Genomic DNA, 19,205 nt, shown 5'->3' with positions numbered 1-19,205 from the left:
GGCACGCGCATCTGCCGCGTTGTCGTCGGTTGCCGACGTCCCCCAGCCTTCGGCCGGGAGGTGCCCCCACCGCGTCGCCGCCCTCCTCCGCCTTGCAGCTGCACGCACCAGATCCCGCTCACCGGCGCCCATCAGGCACCGCTGGTTTCCTGCGACTTGATCGGCCGGACAGGCCCTAGCCGCAGCGCCAGCATCGCGATGTCGTCTCCCCGGTCGACGCCGAAGCAGTCGAGAAGGGTGTCGCACAGGGCGTCCAGGCCGGGCAGGGCGCCGGAGGCGGCGGCGCGGAGGTGTTCCATGGAGGCCGCGATGTCCGTGCCGCGGGTCTCGATCAGACCGTCGGTGATCATCAGGAGCCGGTCGGTGGGTTCGAGGAACAGTTCCGTGGGCGGCGGGTGGGAGAGGCCCACGCCGAGCAGCGGGCCCGCCGCCTTGGCGTAGTCCGCCGTGCCGGAGTCCCGGACGATCAGCGGCGGGATGTGGCCGGAGTTGGAGATCAGGGTGCGCCCGGTGCCGGGGTCGACGAGGGCCAGGCACATGGTGGCCGTGGTCTCGGGGTGGTAGTGCCGCAGCATCCGGTCCAGCCGCTCGGCGAGCACGCTCGGGTCGCTCTCGTCGACGCAGTAGGCGCGCAGCGCGTGCCGTATCTCCACCATGACGGTGGCCGCCTCCAGCGAGTGCCCGACGACGTCACCGACCGCGAAGAGCACTCCCCCGCCGGCCCGCAGGACGGCGTAGAAGTCGCCGCCGATCTCGGCGTCCTGAGAGGCGGGCACGTACCGGACGGCGGCCTCGACGCCCGCCAGTTCGGGCAGCTGGTCCGGTTTGGGCAGGAAGCTGCGCTGGAGTGTGAGGGCGACATGCCGTTCGACCTGGTACATGAGGAGCGGCTCGGCGGCCAGCGCGGTGGCCTGGGCGAGCTGCGCCAGCAGCGCCTCGGCCTCGGGGCCCACGCGGCGCAGCCCGCGGGTGGGCGCGGCGAGACAGACCGGGGCCCGGCCCTCCTGGGTGAGGACCACCGCGAGCCGGGCGTCGTGCTCCACTCCGGGCCGGAAGTAGCCGGTGGGCCACAGCGGCGCGGGCACCGTGGTGATCTGCACCCCGGACTGCCCCTGGGAGAGCCGCCGCAGCAGCCGGGCCACGGCCCGGTCGGCGCCGGGGGCCGGCAGCGCGACCGAGGTGCGCTCCCGCGGGAGGCCGCGGTACAGCTCGTCGTCCCGGTCGAGGACGAACACGGCGGCAGGGGTGTTGGTGAGGCGCGCGGTGCCGTCGGCGGCGACCTCGACGAGTTCCTGGAGGGAGCGCGCCGCCTGGATGGTGACGATCATCTCGGAGAGCAGGGTCAGCCGTTTGACGAGCGCCTGGTCGTCGGCGCGCAGCCGGGCGGCGCGGACCGCGGCCCGGACGGCCGCCTCGATCTCCTCGGGCTCGGCGGGCACGGTCAGATAGGCCTCGTCGCCCGCGTCGAGCGCCGGGCAGCGGTCGCTGGGCGGGGCGGCGAGGGCGGAGACGTGCACGACCGGCAGGCCCGCCATGCGCGGCCGTTCCTTGAGCAGCTGACAGAGGTCGAACCCGCTCATGTCCGGGAGGTGCACGTCGATCAGCGCCACATCGGGCAGATTCCCCTTGCGCAGCCGCACGTCGAGCTCGGCGAGCGCCTCGCCGCCGCTGCCGACCGCGAGCACCCGATGACCGGCCCTGCTCAGCACACTCTCGACCGCGAACCGGCTCGCGGGCTCGTCGTCCACGAGCAGCACGGTCGCGTGCGTCAGCTTGCCATTGACGTCCATTTGTCAGACCTGGCCCTTTGACACACCGGTGGGGCAGGCCGATGTCACAGCCCGCCCCACCACGATAATGCGCTTTCAGGATGTCCGGGTGAATACCGCCACTGTGCGCTCCGGAACCACGAAAGTACCGGTCCCCTTGTCGTAGGAAGCGGACTTCACCACGGCGTCCGCCCCCGCCGCCTGCACCGGGTGCAGCCGGAAACCGGTACCGGCCAGGGCACTCACCTTCTGCTCCTGCCCGCTCGGCGTCGCGTTGAACACGACGACAAGATCACCGAGTTCCATGGTGATCACCCCGGGCGTCTCGTCCTTCCCGGACAACGGGAACGACAGTTTCGCCTGCACCTGCCCGGCCGTGTCGAGCGAGAAGACACCCTCGGTCGTACGGATCCTCAGCAGATCCTGGTACGCGGCCGAGGCCCCCTCGATCTGCCCGCAGCCGACCTTGACCGACGCCAACAGGCCTTTGGCGTACGGCCACTTGGACGCGTTGTCGGCCGCCAACGGCAGCCCCCGCCCGAAGCCGTTGCCGTCGGCGCAGTTCCAGTGGATCGCGTTGAACCAGTCGCCGCTGTCGAAGGAGTTGCGGTCCAGGGACTTGGAGCGCAGCAGGTCGGTACCGGCCTGCGACAGCGAGGGACCCTGCGAGAGGGTGGCCGTGGCCATCGCGAGGACCTGCGCCCGGGCCCGGTCGGCGGCGCCGGTCCCGGCGGGCAGCTTGTACGTCAGCGCGTCGAACAGCGACTCGTTGTCGTGCGCGTCGACATAGGCGAGGGCGTCGCCTGGCGCGTCCGCGTATCCGGCGGCCGTGCCGTTGTAGTCGATCTCGGCGCCGGTGACGTCCTTCCCGTCGGTGTCGGTGAAGCGGTACTTGGCGAGGTTGCCGCTCAGGCCGACCTTGATGAGGTCCTGGTAGTGCAGGAGGCGGGCCTTCTGCTCGGCCGAAGTGCCGTTCGCCGTCGAGGAGTTGGGGTCGGTGTAGAGTCCGGACGCGAAGCCCTGGACACCGGGGTCCGCGTCGAAGGGGCTGCCGCCGCGCACCGCGTCACGGGCCCGGTCGGAGAAGGTGGCGATGCCCGTGCCGGCCATGTTCTTCTGCGTGGCCTGCACGAACCGGGCGTCGTCGGCGACCTCGCCGAAGTTCCAGCCCTCGCCGTACATGATGATCTTCTTGCCGTCGACGCCGTCCTTGGCGAGCGTCAGCGCGTCCAGCGCCTTGCGTACGGCGAGGATGTTGGCCTTCGGCTGGTGCCCCATGAGGTCGAAGCGGAAGCCGTCGACCTTGTACTCCTTGGCCCAGGTGACCACGGAGTCGACGACGAGCTTGCCCATCATGGCGTTCTCGGTGGCCGTGTTGGCGCAGCAGGTGGAGGTGGCCACGCTGCCGTCGGCCAGCAGCCGCTGGTAGTAGCCGGGCACGATCTTGTCGAGCACCGAGTAGTCCGCCTGCCCGCTGGCCGCCGTGTGGTTGTAGACCACGTCCATGACGACCCGAAGCCCGTCCTGATTCAGCGACTTGACCATCTTGCGGAACTCGACGGTACGGCCCGTGCCGTCCGGATCGGTCGCGTACGAACCCTCCGGAACCGTGAAGTGGTAAGGGTCGTAACCCCAGTTGTAGGCGTCCTTCGCGGCGACGGCCGCCACACACGCCTGCTGCTGCTCCGAGTCGGCCGCGTAGGAGGCGAGGTCGCAGTCGGTGGTGGACTGCTCGGACTTCTTCTCCGGGATGGTCGCGATGTCGAAGGCGGGCAGCAAGTGGACATACGACGTCCCGGACTTGGCCAGCTCCCGCAGATGCTTCGAGCCGTCGCTGTCCTTGTCGGTGAAGGCGAGGTACGTCCCCTGGTCCTTCGCGGGGACGGTCTTGTCGGCGACGGAGAAGTCCCGGATGTGCAGCTCCTGGATCTCGGCGTCCTTCAGCGCCACCGCCTTGGGCTTCTTCAGGGTCGACCAACCGCTCGGGGCAAGGGACTTGTCGTCGAGGTCGACGACGAGGCTGCGCTCGGAGTCGGCGGTGAGGGCGACCGAGTAGGGGTCGGTGACCTGGTTGGTGACGACCTTCCGGACGGTCGGCGCCCACACCTTCACGACGTACCGGTACGGCTTGTTCTCCCAGGAAGCCGGACCGGTCACGGACCAGACGCCGGTGGTGGCGTCACGGCTCATCCTCTTCAGCGAGCCGTCGAGGTCGAGGGACACGGTCTGTGCCGTCGGCGCCCAAACAGCCAGCGTGGGACGGCCCTTGCGGAAGGTCGGACCGAGGTCGGCCTTGGTCGCACCGGCGTACACGTCGTCGAGGACACCGGCGATCTGTACGCCGGTCGCCGCCAACACTGCGCCGTTGACGGCCCGTTGGGAGGCGACGAGCTGCCCGGTCAGGGCCTCCTGCACCCGGCTCCGGTCACGCGGGTCGACGGACCAGGCCGTGTAGTCCTTCAGGTAGGGGAACTTGGCCTTCTGCGCATCGGTGAGCGTGGTCTTCGACAGCCGCAGCCAGCGCTCGTCGTCGCTCGTCAGCGTGCCGTCCTGCACGGCGATCGAACCGTCGTGGGAGTACAGGAGTTGGGTGGAGGCAGCCGCGTCGGAGCCGTTCCAGGCGACCGTGTTCCGGTCGATCCAGACCGCCTTGGAGGTGGTCAGGTCGAGGGCCGCCGCGCTGCCGGCGGGCTGTGGCAGGAGGTACTTCTCCTGGCCGTTCAGCAGCCAGACCTCGTAGCCGTTGGTCTTGAGGTCGAGCGACTGGTCGGTGGAGAGGTCCTTCTCGTCGCCCTTGTGGAGGATGTAACTGAGGCTGGTGGCACCCGAGTTGAGCGGCACCTCGAAGACGGCGCCGTAGGCATCGGTCTTCACCGGCTGCAGCGGGCTCGACCAGTCGGTGGGGTTCGCGGCGCCCGTCCAGACGTGCAGGCCCCAGCCGGTGTAGTCGCCGTCGGCGCGGTGGTAGTGGATGACGGCCTTGGCGGTGTCCTGCGCCGGGTAGGACGGGCGTTCCGTCTGTACGGTGTCCTTGCCCTGCTCGATCCAGACCTCGCCGGTCTTGGTGACGTCGATCGAACGGTCGGCGGAGACATCCTTGTTGCCGTCCTTGTCGATCACCAGGAAGCCGACGTTCGTCGCCCCGGGCTTCAACTTGACGTAGGCGAAGGCACCGTAGGCATCACGCCCGACGAACGGGTGACTGGCCGGCCAGGTCGTCGCCTCGCCGTCGGCCAGGTCGCCCCAGGCGTACAGACCCCAGTTGTCGTAGTCGCCGTCGGTGCGCTTGTAGTGGACGACCGCGTAGTCGCGGGAGGAGGCGGTGGGGACCTCCTCGGCGGGCGGGGTGCCGGAGGTGGAGGCGGCTGTCGCGCTCGCCGTGCGTCCGGTGGAGTCGACCACAACTGCCTTGTACCGCAGAGCCGTTCCGGGCGCCACGTCCTTGCCGACGGTCTGCGTGACCTTGTACGGGGCGTGGTCGGCGGAACCGAGCGTCTGCCACGTGCCGTTGCCGGTCTGGGCGGCGAAGACGACCCGGTCGAGCTGGCCGCCCGCGACATCCGCGCTCAGCTCGACGGTGCCGGTGGCTCCGGCGTCCGGGGCTTTGAGGGTGATCGTGGGCTTGCTCACCGGCCGGGCAAGGGAACCGGCCGCCTTCAGCACGATCGCGGAACCGGTCGGGACGGTGACCGTCACCTTGTTGTCGGCGCCGCTCGTGACGGTGGCCGAACTCCCGTAGATCCCCCGGTACTTCATGTCCGGCGAACCGGTCGCGAAGGTCACCGTCCTGGCCGTGTCGGCGTTGTTGAGGGCGACGACGTACTCGGCGCCGCCACTGGTCCGGGTGAAGGCGTAGACCCCGGCACCGTCGGCCGCGTAACGCTCGGTCTGCACACCGTCGGTCAGCGCCGGGTTGTCCTTGCGTAGCTTGGAGAGAGCGGCGATCTCCTTGTACAGCGGGGCAGTCGGGTCGTAGGCGTCGCTCGCGGCCGTGCGATCGGTGCCGATCTCGTCGTCGTCCAGATAGTCGGCGACCTTCGACGCGAACATCGTCTGGCGGGCGTCCTTGTCGCCGCCGGAGCCGGTGAAGCCCTGTTCGTCGCCGTAGTAGACGACGGGGTTGCCGCGGCTGAGGAACATCAGCTCGTTGGCCAGCTTGTCCTTGGCGAGCAACTCCGCGTCGGTGGCCTTCGGGTTGTCCTGGTTCAGGAAGTAGCCGATGCGGCCCATGTCGTGGTTGCCGAGGAAGGTGACCTGCTCGTACGCGTTGGCCTTGTCGGTCGTGTACTTGTAGTCGTCGCCGAAGACACTCGCGAGCTTCTGCGCGCTGCCGCCCTGGGAGGCGTAGGCGCGGGCCGCGTCCTGGAAGGGGAAGTCGAGCGTGGCGTCCAGGCGGCCCTGGGTGACGTAGGGCGAAGTGACGGACGTGTCGGCGGAGTAGACCTCGCCGAACATGAAGAAGTTCTTCCGGCCGTGCGCGGCGGCGTACTTGTCGAGGGCCGTCGCCCACTGGGTCCAGAAGTCCATGTCGACGTGCTTGACGGTGTCGATGCGGAAGCCGTCGACGCCGAAGTCGCGGACCCACTTCTCGTAGATCTTCTCCATGCCGCTGACGACCTCGGGCCGTTCGGTCCACAGGTCGTCGAGGCCGGAGAAGTCGCCGTAGGTGGCGTTCTCGCCGACGTAGGTCGAGTCGCCCCGATTGTGGTACATCGTCGGGTCGTTGAGCCAGGACGGGACCTTCACGTCCGCCTTGCCGGCGGGGACGGTCGGGGTCTTCGGGAAGGAGGAGGTGGAGACGGCGGGGAAGGTCTTCGTGCCGTCCGCGTAGTCGGCGTCGTCGAAGGGCCGCCCGTCCTTGGTGAGGTAGGGGAAGGCGCCCTTGGAGAGGTAGTCGTAGGACTTGCCCTCGTAGTCGACGACGTCGGCGGTGTGGTTGGTGATGACGTCGAAGAAGACCTTCATGCCCTTGGCGTGGGCCTTGGAGATGAGGGTCGCGAGGTCCTTGTTGGTGCCGAAGTGCGGGTCGACCTTGGTGAAGTCCGTTATCCAGTAACCGTGGTAGCCGGCGGAGGCGTCGCTCCCCGTCCCCTGCACGGGCTGGTTCTTGAAGATCGGGGCCATCCAGATGGCGGTGGTGCCGAGGCCCTTGATGTAGTCGAGCCGGTCGGTCAGGCCCTTGAGGTCGCCGCCCTGGTAGAAGCCCTTGTCGGTGGGGTCGTATCCGGTGCTGAGGCGTGAACCGGTCAGCCCTCCTTGGTCGTTGGAGGTGTCGCCGTCGGCGAAGCGGTCCGGCATCACGAAGTAGAACTGCTCGCGGGTGTCGTCGTGCCGGGCGGGCGTGGCGGCAAGTTTCGCGTCGGACGGGGGTGCGGGCGGGATCGCGGCGTGGGCGGCGAGGGGTTGGAGGAACGCTGCGAGAAGTGCGGCGACGAGGATGCCCGTTGCCCTTCTCCGTCGCTCGGTGCGGCGCGTGCGGGACGCCGGCCATCTCGGTATCACAGGCGTGAACTCCTTGCGATTACGGCTCAGTTCGGGTCCGACCCCGGCGAGACCGTATCGCCGACGCAAGCATTGCAGCAAGAGTCATGAAACGCATGGAAAGAACTTTCACCGGCGGCCTTGGGTATTCCCCACCGAAAGGGTCTGGAACCGATCACTCCGAGAGCCCGTCCTACAGGCCGTACTTGTTGCACATCGCGGAACACGGAAACGGGCAGCCCCGCTCGCTACCCCTGTTCAATAGATTTACCTAGGCAACTAAGGGCATGTGAAAGGAAAGCCGTTGATGGAGCTATCCCGTCTGGCGGAGGCCCTGAGAGCGGAGGCGCTGGACGCCGCTCTGACCGATGACGGCCAGATCGTGGTCAACCTGCCCAGCAGCAGGGACCAGTTGATCCTGGGGCCCAGCCGGAGCGGCAGCGAGCCCCGGCTGTTCTGGCAGCGCCGTACCTTCCTGGGGACCCGTACGAACGAGTGCGGATATCTGGAGTGGCCCTCCACCCCGGAGCCCGTGGTCACGGCGATCCTCGACTACACACGCACCCCGGGGCAGAGCGGGCCGCAGTACGGCCCGGTCCTGGACGCGCTGCGGAGCAACGGGCTCGACGCGGGGGTCGTCACCACCAGTGGCGGCTGTCATCTGATCTGCGTCTACCTCGCCGACGGCACCCGACTCGTCATCGGCGCCCCGGAGGGGCTCCCGCCCCAACTGAGCCAGGTCACCGGCTGGCTGGTCCGGCACAAGGGCCCCGGCGGCAAGTCCGCGGTCGTCTACCAGTCGGCGCCACAGGAGCAGGAGGCAGGGGCGGCCGGTGGGACAGCGACCGGTGGGGCCGACGTCAGCCTGATGGCGAAGCACGTCTCCCGCTACGTCACCGAGGCGGGCCTGCGCCACGACGTCCACCGCCCGCTGCCCGTCCCGGCACCCGAGCAGGAGGTCACCGCGAGGGCACTGGCCCGGCTGGTCGGGGAACTGGCCCAACTGCCGTGTCACCAGGAGCAGTTGGACAACCCCGGCGGGGCCCTCATCACCATCACCGAGCGGGACGGCTCCAGCACCAGGACGGCGGAGGTCCCCGCCGAACTCGTGAGCCGTATCCACTCGGTCCTGCAGAGCATGCTCATCGTCATGCGGCCGTACGAAGAGGAGTAGCGGCCGGCGCCCCCGGCTTCGACGGGACCCCGCGTGGCTCCCGTCGGAGCCGGGCGGGACCATGGAAAGGATGACCACTACACGAGAACAGTTCGAGCAGCGGCTCGCCGCGCTGCGCGATCCCTGGATCACGCGCAGGCAGGTGGGTGAGCTGGCCGGCGTCTCGGAGAAGACTGTCCGCACCTGGGTGGCCGAAGGAATCCTCGGCCCGTCCACGATCCGCACGGGCCCGCACAACACCCAACTCATCGAGCGCGCGGCCGTCGCGGCACTGATCCGCCGGAACCTCTTCGAACCGAAGGACGACACCGGTGTGCTGCGCACCGGCCCACGCCTGGCCGCCGAGCCCCACCGACTGAGCCACGCGCCCGGCGAACAGTGGGGGTGGACCGACATCGCCCGGCGGCGCGGGGTGACACCCGGGGCCGTCAGCAACCTCGCCAAGTCCTACGAGAACCACCCGGTCAGGCCGTTCCCCCGCGCCGTAGGACGCAAGCGGGACGCGGCGGCCGTGGCCGACTGGTTCCTCTGGTACGACACCGAGCGCCCCGGATACGCGGCACGGCGCGCGGACGGACGCGTCCCGAAGGTCGTCGCCCGACTGGAGGCGGCCCTGACCGGCCCGGAGGACCTGACCACGACAAGACTCGCCCACGAACTGGGAGTCGCCCACACCGTGGCACGGGCCTATCTCGCCGAAGCGGCAAGCCAGTTGATGCCCCGTCATGGACTCATCGCCCGCAGCGACATCGCGGAACTCCTGGCCCGGTCCGGCCACGACGGCACCGCCGAACAGCGCCGCGAACGGGTCAGCACCCTGCTGCGCCGCAAGGACGCCCCGCGCAGACACATCACGGTCGGCGGCACCGACTACTACAAGAAGGCCGCGATCGACCGCCTGCTGTCGTCGGCGGGCGAGAGCTGACGCGTTCCGCTCCGAACAATCTCCCGCCGACTTCCGCGAACAAATCCGCCGGGCCGCGCATCGGAGTTCGTGTAGGGCACCGGAGGACGGCACAGGGCGCACACCGCGGCCCGGGCCGCGGAGCAGGAGTGGAGCACGATCACCGTGAACGAGCAGCAGAACACCACCGACCAGGCCGGCCCCGCCAAGCCCCGGCACCGCGCCGAGCGCCGCTTCGGGCGTACGGTGGTCGGTCTGGCCGCCGTAGCCGGGCTGGGGCTCGCGGCCTGGGCGACCACCGCCAACGCCGCGACCACCACGAGCACCGCGAGGGCGACGCCGACCTGCTCCGCCGGGGCGCTCAAGGCCACCTTCGGCCGCGGGCTCGCCGGTGGCATGAACCACCAGGGTGTGGTCATCACGCTGCGCAACCTCAGCGGCAGGACCTGCGCGCTGCGCGGCTACCCCGGCCTGGGCCTGGAGAACTCCGCGCACAGGAAGCTCACGGCCCACACCCACTGGGGCAACACCTGGTACGCGCACAACCCCGGCAAGAAGACCCTCACGCTCAAGGACGGCCAGAGCGCCGAGGCCGTCGTCGCCTGGACCCACGCCAACACGGGCACGTCGGGCGCGGTCCGCGCCTCCTTCCTGGAGATCACCCCGCCCGGCTCCACCCAGCACAAGACGCTGGCCTTCCCCCAGTGGGTCGACCACGGCGACCTGTCGGTCACCGCGCTGGCCAGGCACATCACCGTCAACGACTGACCTGGGCGGTCATACGACTGCCGGCTGCACCGTCAGTGTTCCTTCGGCCGTGTCGATGGTGGCCCGCGTGCCGAGCGGAACGGCCGGCGGATGCGGGCCGTGGCCGACCGGGAGCCCGCCGAGGACGGGAACGCCCAGGCGGGTGAGCCGGTCACGCAGGATGTCGGCGATGCCCCATCCCCCGAGGGCCGCGTCGTCGGCATCCTGCTCGAAGCCGATGAACTGGCCGAGCGCCACACCGCGCAAGCCCTCCAGCGCCCCGGCCCGGGCCAGCTGGGTCAGCGCGCGGTCGACCTCCCCGAGCCCTGTACCCCTCTTGTGTTCGAGAAAGAGGATCGCCCCCTTGAGGCTCGGCAGCCCGGCGCCGGTCTCGGTGCGGATCGCGTCGAGGTTGCCGCCGAGCAGGACGCCGGTCGCGGTGCCCTCGACGGTGACCGCGGCGGTGGCCTCGCCCGCGTCCCGGCGGATGACGACGGGCTCGGTGGTCATCAGGGCCCGGCGGACCGCGTCGGCCGAAGCGGGCCCGCACCGGTCGTCGCTCGCGTTGGGGAAGGGCCCGTGGAGGCAGGCCAGGCGGCAGCGGGCCCACAGCGCGAGGTGCAGGTGGGTGATGTCGCTGAAGCCGACCACCGGTTTCGGGTCACGGCGCAGCGCGTCGGTGTCGAGGTCGTCGACGATGCGGTAGGTGCCCTTGCCGCCCATGGCGGCGAACACCGCGCGGACCCCCGGATCACGGAACGCGGAGTTCAGGTCGGAGACCCGGTCCTCGTCCCGCCCGGCCATGTACCCCCACCGGTCGAAGACGTGCTCGCCCACCTCGGGCCGCAGCCCCCATGACGTCAACTCCTCGACGCCACGGGCGACATGCTCGCGTCCGGGCGGGCAGGCCGGGGCGACGATCCGCACCCGGTCGCCCGGCCGCAACCGCGGCGCTCTCCAGCTCGGGAGGTTGTCGGAAGTGTCCATACGGCGATCTTCCCCCGTACGCGGGGCCGGAACTCCCGCACCCCTCACGGGAGTTCCGGCCCCGCCCCGCTCAACAGCCGGTCTTGCCCGTGTAGATCGCGAGGGCAGTGTTGGAGCCCAGAGTGGCGGTGAACTGCCCGCTGGAGTTCACGGACACCGTCGTGTTGTTCTGGACGTTGCAGTACGTGCCCGCGGCCAGCGAGGTCTGATACGTCTGGGTCAGCGAGTACGACTCGTGGTTGATGGCCACGTAGCCCTTGCTGCCGCGCCCGAAGCCGATCGCGTCGTTGCCGTCGTCCCACCAGTTGGTGAGGGACTGGCCACTGGTGGCGTTGCGGAAGGCGACCATGGACTTGATCTCCGGCCAGGCGTGCTGGCACTTCCAGCCGTCCTGCCAACAGGCGGTCACCGCACCGTTGTTGGGCGGGCCGGCGTCCGTGTCCGACCATTCGTAGCCGGAGTTGATGTCCGGGGCGCCGTAGGGGTAGGCGAGCATGAAGACGTTGGCCAGGGTGTAGTTGGCGCCGTCCTTGTAGTTCAGGGTCGAGCCGTTGCGCTCGGTGTCGTGGTTGTCGACGAAGACTCCCGCCACCGAGCTGCTCATGTAGCCCCAGCCCTCGCCGTAGTTCTTCAGGTAGGCGAGGTTCTCGTTGTTGAAGACCCGCTTGAGGTCGTAGGCGTAGCGGAACTCCTGGACGTCCCCGTTGCCGGTGTACTCGGTGGGCTGGACGGCCTCTCCGCTGCCGTAGATGACCTCCTGCTTCCAGTACACCGACGGATTGCTCAGCCGGGACTTGATGTTCGCGAGGTCGGTCGCCGGGATGTGCTTGGCCGCGTCGATGCGGAAGCCGTCCGCGCCGTAGCCGAGGAGGCTGTTCATGTAACCGGCGATGGTGGCGCGGACGTACTCCTCGCCGGTGTCCAGGTCGGCGAGGCCGACGAGTTCGCAGTTCTGGACGTTGGCGCGGTTGGTGTAGTCGCTGACCGTCGCCGTGCAGTCGTCCATGTCGTACGAGGAGTACAGGCCCGGGTAGTTGTACTTCGTGTACGACGAACCGCCGGTGCCGGTGCCGCTGCCCGCCGACATGTGGTTGATGACGGTGTCGACGACGACCTTCACGCCCGCCGCGTGACAGGTGTTGATCATGTTCTGGAACGCGGTCGCGTCGCCGAGCCGCCCGGCGATCTTGTAGCTCACCGGCTGGTACGACGTCCACCACTGCGAGCCCTGTATGTGCTCGGCGGGCGGGGAGACCTGCACGTAGCCGTAGCCGGCCGGGCCGAGGGTGTTGGTGCACTCCTTGGCGACCGAGGCGAAGTTCCACTCGAAGAGGACGGCGGTGACGTCCTTGGTACCGGGCGGGGAGGCGTGTGCGGTGCCGGGCACCAGGACCGCCGTCGCGGCGGCGAGGGCGAAGGCGCCTGCAAGTGATCTGCTGCTGGCCATGTTGGGGTTCCTTCTCCGTTGAAGGCGCTTGAAGGTTCTTGCTGAAATCCCGTGGAAACCTTGCGGTGGCCAGATGTTAAAGGCCCGCCGCCCAAAAGGGCAGCGGGCCGTGTGAAGTTGCTGCAAGAACTTCCCGTGGCGGAGGGGTGGTTACGGGGTGGTGGTCCACCAGACCGTCGTGTCGGCGGGCAGCTTCGCCTCGCCGTCCGCCTCGGTCACCTCACCGCTGGCGAGCAGCAGCCGGCCGTACGCCGACGTCGTCACCGACTCCCCGCTCGTGTTCGCGACACACACGAACTCCCCCCGCCGGAAGGCGAGTACGCCCTCGGGCGCCCGCAGCCACTCCACCGAGTCGCCCGCGCCGAGGTCGGGCTGGGTGCGGCGGGCGGCGAGCGCGGCCCGGTACAGCTCCAGCGTCGAGCCGGCCGTCCCGGTCTGCGCCTCGATGCTCAACTCGCCCCAGCCGTCCGGCTGCGGCAGCCAACTCCCGCCGTTCCCGAAGCCGTACGACGATCCGGTGCGCGTCCACGGGATCGGCACCCGGCACCCGTCACGGAAGCCGTCCTGGCCCGCGCCCCTGAAGTAGGCGGGATCCTGGCGCACTTCGTCCGACAGGTCGACGACATCCGGCAGACCGAGTTCCTCGCCCTGGTAGACGTACGCCGAGCCGGGCAGCGCCAGCATCAGCAGCGTCGCCGCGCGGGCCCTGCGCAGGCCCAGTTCCCGGTCCCCGGCCGTGCGGATCTGGGTGCCGAGGCCGGGCGGGTTGGCGAAGCGGGTGGCGTGCCGGGTGACGTCGTGGTTGGAGAGGACCCAGGTGGCGGGGGCACCGACGGGACGCATGGCCTCCAGGGTGCGATCGATGACCGTACGGAGTTCCTTCGCGTCCCAATCCGTCGCCAGATACTGGAAGTTGAAGGCCTGGTGGAGCTCGTCCGGGCGGACGTAGTTGGCCGTCCGCTCCACGGTCGGGGTCCATGCCTCGGCGACGAAGATGCGCTCGCCCGCGTACTCGTCGAGGACCAGGCGCCACTGCCGGTAGATGTCGTGCACGCCGTCCTGGTCGAAGAACGGCATGACATCGTTGCCCAGCAGCTTGACCTGGTCGTGCGAGCCGAGGTCGGGCAGCCCCTCCGCCTTCACCAGCCCGTGGGCGACGTCGATCCGGAAACCGTCGACGCCGATGTCGAGCCAGAAGCGCAGGACGGACCTGAACTCGTCGCCCACCGCCGGGTGTTCCCAGTTGAAGTCGGGCTGCTCGGGGGCGAAGAGGTGCAAGTACCACTCCCCGTCCTCGACTCGGGTCCAGGCCGGGCCGCCGAAGATGGACTCCCAGTCGTTGGGCGGGAGTTCACCGTGCTCGCCCTTTCCGGGACGGAAGTGATAGCGCTCCCGCAGCGGCGAGCCGGGGCCTTCCCGCAACGCCCGCTTGAACCACTCGTGTTGATCGGAGGAGTGGTTGGGAACGAGGTCGACGATGACACGCAGACCGAGACCATGGGCGTCACGGATCAGCGCGTCGGCATCGAGCAGATTGCCGAACATCGGGTCCACGGCACGGTAGTCGGCGACGTCGTAGCCCGCGTCCGCCTGCGGCGAGGCGTAGAACGGGCTGAGCCAGACGGCGTCGACACCGAGGTCACGCAGATACGGGAGTCGGGAGCGTACGCCCTCCAGGTCGCCCATGCCGTCGCCGTCGCTGTCGGCGAAACTGCGCGGATAGACCTGGTAGATCACCGCGTCTCTCCACCAGTCGCCACGCTTGGCTTTGGCGGGGGTCTTCGGTGTCGGGGCGATGGCCGAGTGCTGCTGGGTCATGGCGTCCTTGGTACGTAACGGAAGTTGGAGCGAGGCGGCCGAAGTGTCAGCGGGGTCGGATGGACACAACGACCGCCCCGGGATGGGGGGTTTGGGGGCGAGCCCCCAAAGGGGCGCGGGGCTGTATCGATATGCGGCTCCGCCGCGTGGGCGCGACCAGCCACGACGGCGCAGCAGCCGACAACGAACCCGTCGTCAGCCCTTCGTGCCACCCGCGGTAAGCCCAGTAACCAAGTTCTTCTGCACGAGATAGAAGAACGCGGCCACAGGTATCGCGATCAGTACCGCGGTCGCAGCCATCAGGTTGCGCTGCGCATCGTGCTCGCTCACGAACGTCTGCAACCCGACCGCGAACGTGTACTTCGTGTCGGACAGCATGAACGTCGAGGCGAAGGCGACCTCGCCGAAAGCCGTGAGGAAGCTGTAGAACGCGGCGACCGCCAGGCCCGGCTTGGCGAGCGGCAGGATCAGTCGCGCGAACGTGCCGAAGGGGTTCAGCCCGTCGACGCGTCCGGCCTCGTCGATCTCGAACGGGATCGTGTCGAAGTAGCCCTTCAGCAGCCATGCGCAGTAGGGCACCGTGGTCGAGCAGTAGACGAGGATGAGACCAAGGTAGCTGTCGATCAGCTGGAGGTCCGCCAGGATCTGGTACATCGGCACGATGAGTACCGCGATCGGGAACATCTGGGTGACCAGGAGGACCCACATGAACTTCCGGTAGCCGGGGAAGCGCATCCGCGAGACGGCGTAACCGGTGGTCGCCGCGATCGTCACGCCGATGAACGAGGTGCCGAGCGAGACGATCATCGAACTCTTCAACCAGTCGAAGAACTCGGTGTGTTGGAGCACGAACGAGTAGTTGCCGAACGTCATCTTCTTCCAGATGCCGGCCGGGTGGAGGTAGTCGTCCGAGTCCGGGCCCAGCGAGAGGAAGACCAGCCAGGCGATCGGGAAGAGCGCGATCAGGCTCGCGACGATCAGGATGCCGTGCGAGGCGAGGGCGCCGGAGCGGCTCAACTCGCCCCGGCGGCGCACCCGTCGGGGCTGGGTGTCGGTCGTGCTGCTCATGGGGGCTCCTGTCTCAGATCGCGAGCTGTTGGTCATTGCGGTTCAGCCAGCGGCGGTAGAAGGAGGTGAAGACGATCAGGATGGCCAGCAGCAGGATGCCGTAGGCGGCCGACTGGGCGAAGTCACGCGGCTGTTGGCCGAAGCCGAGGTAGTACGACCAGGTGACGAGGATCGAGGCGTCGGGGGCCGTGTTGCCGAACAGCAGGAAGATGACGGCGAACTGGTTGAACGTCCAGATGACGCCGAGGAGTACGACGGTGGAGCTGACCGACCTGAGGCCCGGGAGGGTCACGTGGCGGAAGCGCTGCCAGGGGCTCGCGCCGTCCATCTCGGCGGCCTCGTAGAGCGCGGCGTCGATGGACTGCAGTCCGCCGAGCATGGAGACCATCATGAACGGCACCCCGCACCAGGTGTTGACCATGATCGCGGCGAACCGCTGCCAGAACGTGCTTTCCAGCCAGTCGGGTTGGGGCAGGCGCAGGGTGTGCAGCGCGGTGTTGATGATGCCGCCGTCGGCGAGCATGAAGCGCCAGCCGAACACGGTGACGAAGGTGGGGACGGCCCACGGCAGGATCAGCAGGAGCCGGTACAGGGTGCGTCCGCGCAGCTTCTGGTTGAGCAGCAGGGCGAGCGCCAGGCCGATCGTGTAGTGCAGGGTGACGCAGACCGCGGTCCAGACGATCGTCCAGATGAAGTGCGACCAGAAGCGGTCGTAGGACGTCGGGCCGAACAGGATGTCCTTGTAGTTGTCGAACCCGATGAACTTGTAGGTGGCGTCGATGTGGTTGACACCGATCGTGCGCGCGGTGTTGAGGCTGTTGGCGTCGGTGAGCGTCAGGTAGAGGCCGTACACCAGGGGGTAGAGCACGAGGACGCCGAGCACGACGACCACGGGGATGATCATCGCGTACGCGTACCAGTGCTTCTGGTAGGCGGACTTGAGGCGCCCGCGGGGTCCGGGTCGGGGTGCGCGGTCACCGTGGCGCTTGCCGGTCGCGCGGTCGATGGCGACTGTCATGGTTCGTTCGACACCTTCTGGAAGTTCAGGAGTTGGTCCTGGGCCTGCGCACAGGCCGACGGCCGTCGGATCCGTCCCCCCACGCTCACGCTGGCGGATCCGACGGCCGTACGGGGCTACTTGCTGAAGTCCGGGACCAGCTTGGCGATCGCCAGTTCGGCGTTGCTCAGGCCCTTGTCGAGGGACTCCTTGCCGCCGGCGATCTTGGGCAGCTCGGTGTCCAGCGGACCCCACAGCGAGCTGTACTCGGCGAGCGCCGGGCGCGGCTGGGCGACGCCGAGGACGCCCTGGAAGCCGGCGATGCCCGGGTCGGCCTTGACGGCGGCGGTGTAGGCGTCGTCGCGGGTCGGCAGCGTCGAGTTCTTCAGCGCGATCGTCGACTGGGAGGCGGCGGAGGTCATGAAGTTGAGGAACTTCAGGGACGCCTTCTGGTGCGCGGAGTCCGAGCCGGCGTAGACCGACAGGTTGTGACCGCCGGTCGGGGCACCGGACTTGCCGGTGGAGCCGGCCGGGATCTGGGCGATGCCGAGGTTGGACTTGTCCTTGAAGGCCGAGCCCTTGTAGAAGTTCGTGATCTCCCAGGGGCCCTGGATGATCGCGGCGACCTTGCCGTTGACGAACGCGTCCTGGATGTGGGCGTAGGCGTCGGCGGTGGTGTCGGCCTTGTGCAGGCCGGTGCCGGAGAACAGGCTCAGCCAGGTGCCGTAGGCCTTCTTCGCGGCGGCGGAGTCCACGGTGATCTTCTTGGCGGAGGCGTCGACGGTGTCGGTGCCCTCGCCGTAGAGGAAGGTCTGCGCGTAGTAGGCCTGGGTGGAGCCCCAGTAGCCGTCGACCTTGGCCTTCGCCTTGATCTTCGCCGCGTCGGTCTTCAACTCGTCCCAGGTGGTGGGCGCTTGAGTGATCCCGGCCTGGGCGAAGAGCGCCTTGTTGTAGACGAGGGCGAGGGTGTCGGTGACCAGCGGCACGCCGTACGTCTTGCCGTCGTACTGGGCCTGCGTGATCAGGTTCTGCTTGAACTTGGCCTGGTCCGCGAGGGCTTCGGTGCCGTCGAGCGGCAGGAAGTAGCCCTTCTTCGCGAAGGCGGGGGTCCAGCCGACCTCCGAACGCAGCACGTCCGGGGCGCCCTTGGAGCCGGCGGCGGTGTCGAACTTGTTCTGCGCCTGGTCGAAGGGCACGTTGACGTACTTGACCTTGATGTTCTTGTTGGCGGCCTCGAACTCGGCGACCAGGGCCTTGTACGTGGGTGCCTCATTGGTGGCGTTGGAGGTGTCCCACCAGGTGATGGTGACCGGCCCGTCCGACTTGCCGCTGTCACTGTCACTGCCGCCGCAGGCCGTCGCCGCGAGGGCGAGGGACGCCACCAGAGCGGTGGCCGCTATGCCACGCCGCATGAGTTCTCCTTGAGGGTGAAAGCCCGTGTGCCGCAGGGGGCGGGCCCGTCCGCCGCCCCTGTGACTCGCCGACCGCTCCTTCGCCGCCGCCGGGCGTCGCCGAACGTAACAGCGATGCAAGCGTTGCGAAAGTCCTTGCTGCAAAAAACTGCAAGACGGCTGGAGAGTTACCCGCCCGTGACCTCTCCTCGACCCTCGCGCAACCCAGTGTTGATGCGGCTGAGCGGGCAATGGGACACTTGTGCAAGACTCTGCAAGCACTTGCCGCATGTCGTACGTTGACCAGAACACGAGGGATCGCGATGACGCAGCAACCCGCAGCGCGCCGACGGCCGGTACAGTCCACTCCCGTGACCACACGGCTTGCCGACATCGCCGCCCAGGCGGGGGTGAGCGAAGCGACCGTCAGCCGCGTCCTCAACGGCAAGCCGGGCGTCGCCGCCACCACCCGCCAATCCGTCCTCGCCGCCCTCGACGTGCTCGGCTACGAACGTCCGGTACGGCTGCGGCAGCGCAGCGAGGGCCTGGTCGGTCTCATAACGCCGGAGCTGGAGAACCCGATATTCCCCGCCCTGGCACAGGTCATCGGCCAGGCGCTGACCCGGCAGGGCTACACCCCGGTGCTCGCCACCCAGACCCCGGGCGGGTCCACGGAGGACGAGCTGACCGAGATGCTCGTCGACCGCGGGGTCGCCGGCATCATCTTCGTCTCCGGACTGCACGCGGACACCTCCGCGGACATGCAGCGCTACGAGCAACTGCGGGCGCAGGGCGTGCCGTTCGTGCTCGTGGACGGCTTCTCGCCGAAGGTGCAGGCGCCGTTCATCTCCCCGGACGACCGCGCGGCGATGACCCTCGCCGTCACCCACCTCGTCTCGCTCGGCCACACCCGCATCGGTCTGGCCCTTGGCCCCAAGCGCTTCGTACCCGTACAACGCAAGATCGAGGGCTTCGTCCGCGCGATGCAAGATCAACTGACCCTGACCGCCGAGGACGTGGAGACACGGCTCGTCCAGCACTCGCTGTACACGCTGGAGGGCGGGCAGGCCGCCGCCGCCGCGCTGATCGACCGCGACTGCACGGCGATCGTGTGCGCGAGCGACATGATGGCGCTCGGCGCGATACGGGCGGCCCGGCAGCGGGGTCTGGCGGTGCCCCGGGAGGTCTCGGTGGTCGGCTTCGACGACTCCCCCCTGATCGCCTTCACCGATCCACCCCTGACCACGATCCGCAAGCCGGTGCCGGCGATGGGACAGGCGGCGGTGCGGACGTTGCTGGAGGAGATCGGCGGGACGCCCGCGCCGCACAGTGAGTTCGTGTTCATGCCGGAACTGGTGGTACGGGGTTCAACGGCTTCGGCGCCTGGGGAACGGAATCGTCCCTAAGAGGGAGAAAACGCGG

Annotated in this window: 12 protein-coding genes; 4 read left to right on the top strand and 8 right to left on the bottom strand. The window is 68.8% G+C overall.

The features are described 5' to 3' along the window. Window positions 1-131: 131 nt before the first annotated feature. Together ACIBJH_RS12645 and pulA are read right to left on the bottom strand one after the other, a co-directional pair. A complete protein-coding gene (locus ACIBJH_RS12645) occupies window positions 132-1,790 on the bottom strand; it encodes a SpoIIE family protein phosphatase (RefSeq protein WP_399116828.1) in 1,659 nt (552 codons plus the stop codon). Window positions 1,791-1,865: 75 nt separating this feature from the next. After that, a complete protein-coding gene (pulA, locus tag ACIBJH_RS12640; RefSeq protein ID WP_399116827.1) occupies window positions 1,866-7,271 on the bottom strand; it encodes a pullulanase-type alpha-1,6-glucosidase in 5,406 nt (1,801 codons plus the stop codon). Window positions 7,272-7,557: 286 nt separating this feature from the next. On the opposite strand from pulA, the gene ACIBJH_RS12635 reads away from it, so the two are divergent. The 3 genes from ACIBJH_RS12635 (at window position 7,558) to ACIBJH_RS12625 (ending at window position 10,096) form a co-directional block, all read left to right on the top strand. Further along, complete coding sequence (locus ACIBJH_RS12635; protein ID WP_399116826.1) at window positions 7,558-8,424, top strand: hypothetical protein; 867 nt, start codon at window positions 7,558-7,560, stop codon at window positions 8,422-8,424. Window positions 8,425-8,494: 70 nt separating this feature from the next. Continuing rightward, window positions 8,495-9,349, top strand: coding sequence for a hypothetical protein (locus ACIBJH_RS12630; protein WP_399116825.1), 855 nt, complete (start codon window positions 8,495-8,497; stop codon window positions 9,347-9,349). Between the two features lie 144 nt (window positions 9,350-9,493). Next, on the top strand, window positions 9,494-10,096 hold the full coding sequence (locus tag ACIBJH_RS12625) for a DUF4232 domain-containing protein (protein ID WP_399116824.1): 603 nt from the start codon (window positions 9,494-9,496) through the stop codon (window positions 10,094-10,096). 9 nt (window positions 10,097-10,105) lie between these two features. Here ACIBJH_RS12625 and ACIBJH_RS12620 read toward each other — a convergent pair whose 3' ends face one another. The 6 genes from ACIBJH_RS12620 to ACIBJH_RS12595 all read right to left on the bottom strand — a co-directional run bounded on the left by ACIBJH_RS12620 (window position 10,106) and on the right by ACIBJH_RS12595 (window position 17,804). Then, window positions 10,106-11,062 (bottom strand): LD-carboxypeptidase, encoded by a 957-nt coding sequence (locus ACIBJH_RS12620; protein WP_399116823.1) that lies wholly within the window; start codon window positions 11,060-11,062, stop codon window positions 10,106-10,108. A gap of 70 nt (window positions 11,063-11,132) precedes the next feature. Continuing rightward, window positions 11,133-12,509 carry an alpha-amylase family protein gene (locus ACIBJH_RS12615; RefSeq protein WP_399116822.1) on the bottom strand — a complete coding sequence of 459 codons (1,377 nt, stop codon included), beginning with the start codon at window positions 12,507-12,509 and terminating at the stop codon, window positions 11,133-11,135. Between the two features lie 150 nt (window positions 12,510-12,659). Then, window positions 12,660-14,327: a glycoside hydrolase family 13 protein gene (locus ACIBJH_RS12610; RefSeq protein ID WP_399116821.1), complete on the bottom strand. Its 1,668-nt coding sequence runs from the start codon at window positions 14,325-14,327 to the stop codon at window positions 12,660-12,662. 195 nt (window positions 14,328-14,522) lie between these two features. Further along, window positions 14,523-15,395: a sugar ABC transporter permease gene (locus ACIBJH_RS12605; RefSeq protein ID WP_399116820.1), complete on the bottom strand. Its 873-nt coding sequence runs from the start codon at window positions 15,393-15,395 to the stop codon at window positions 14,523-14,525. A 13-nt stretch (window positions 15,396-15,408) separates the two neighbouring features. Further along, the gene (locus ACIBJH_RS12600) at window positions 15,409-16,413 is read right to left on the bottom strand and encodes a carbohydrate ABC transporter permease (RefSeq protein ID WP_399116819.1); all 1,005 of its coding nucleotides are present in this window, start codon (window positions 16,411-16,413) and stop codon (window positions 15,409-15,411) included. Between the two features lie 116 nt (window positions 16,414-16,529). Continuing rightward, window positions 16,530-17,804 (bottom strand): extracellular solute-binding protein, encoded by a 1,275-nt coding sequence (locus tag ACIBJH_RS12595; RefSeq protein ID WP_399116818.1) that lies wholly within the window; start codon window positions 17,802-17,804, stop codon window positions 16,530-16,532. Between the two features lie 350 nt (window positions 17,805-18,154). On the opposite strand from ACIBJH_RS12595, the gene ACIBJH_RS12590 reads away from it, so the two are divergent. Beyond that, entirely contained in the window at window positions 18,155-19,189 is a 1,035-nt protein-coding gene (locus ACIBJH_RS12590) for a LacI family DNA-binding transcriptional regulator (RefSeq protein WP_399116817.1), read from the top strand. The last annotated feature ends 16 nt before the right edge of the window (window positions 19,190-19,205 follow it).

This window comes from Streptomyces sp. NPDC050548 (assembly GCF_044457385.1).
GTDB lineage: Bacteria > Actinomycetota > Actinomycetes > Streptomycetales > Streptomycetaceae > Streptomyces.
Note: the sequence above shows the minus strand (reverse complement) of the source record. Positions and strands in the feature narration are given on the sequence as shown.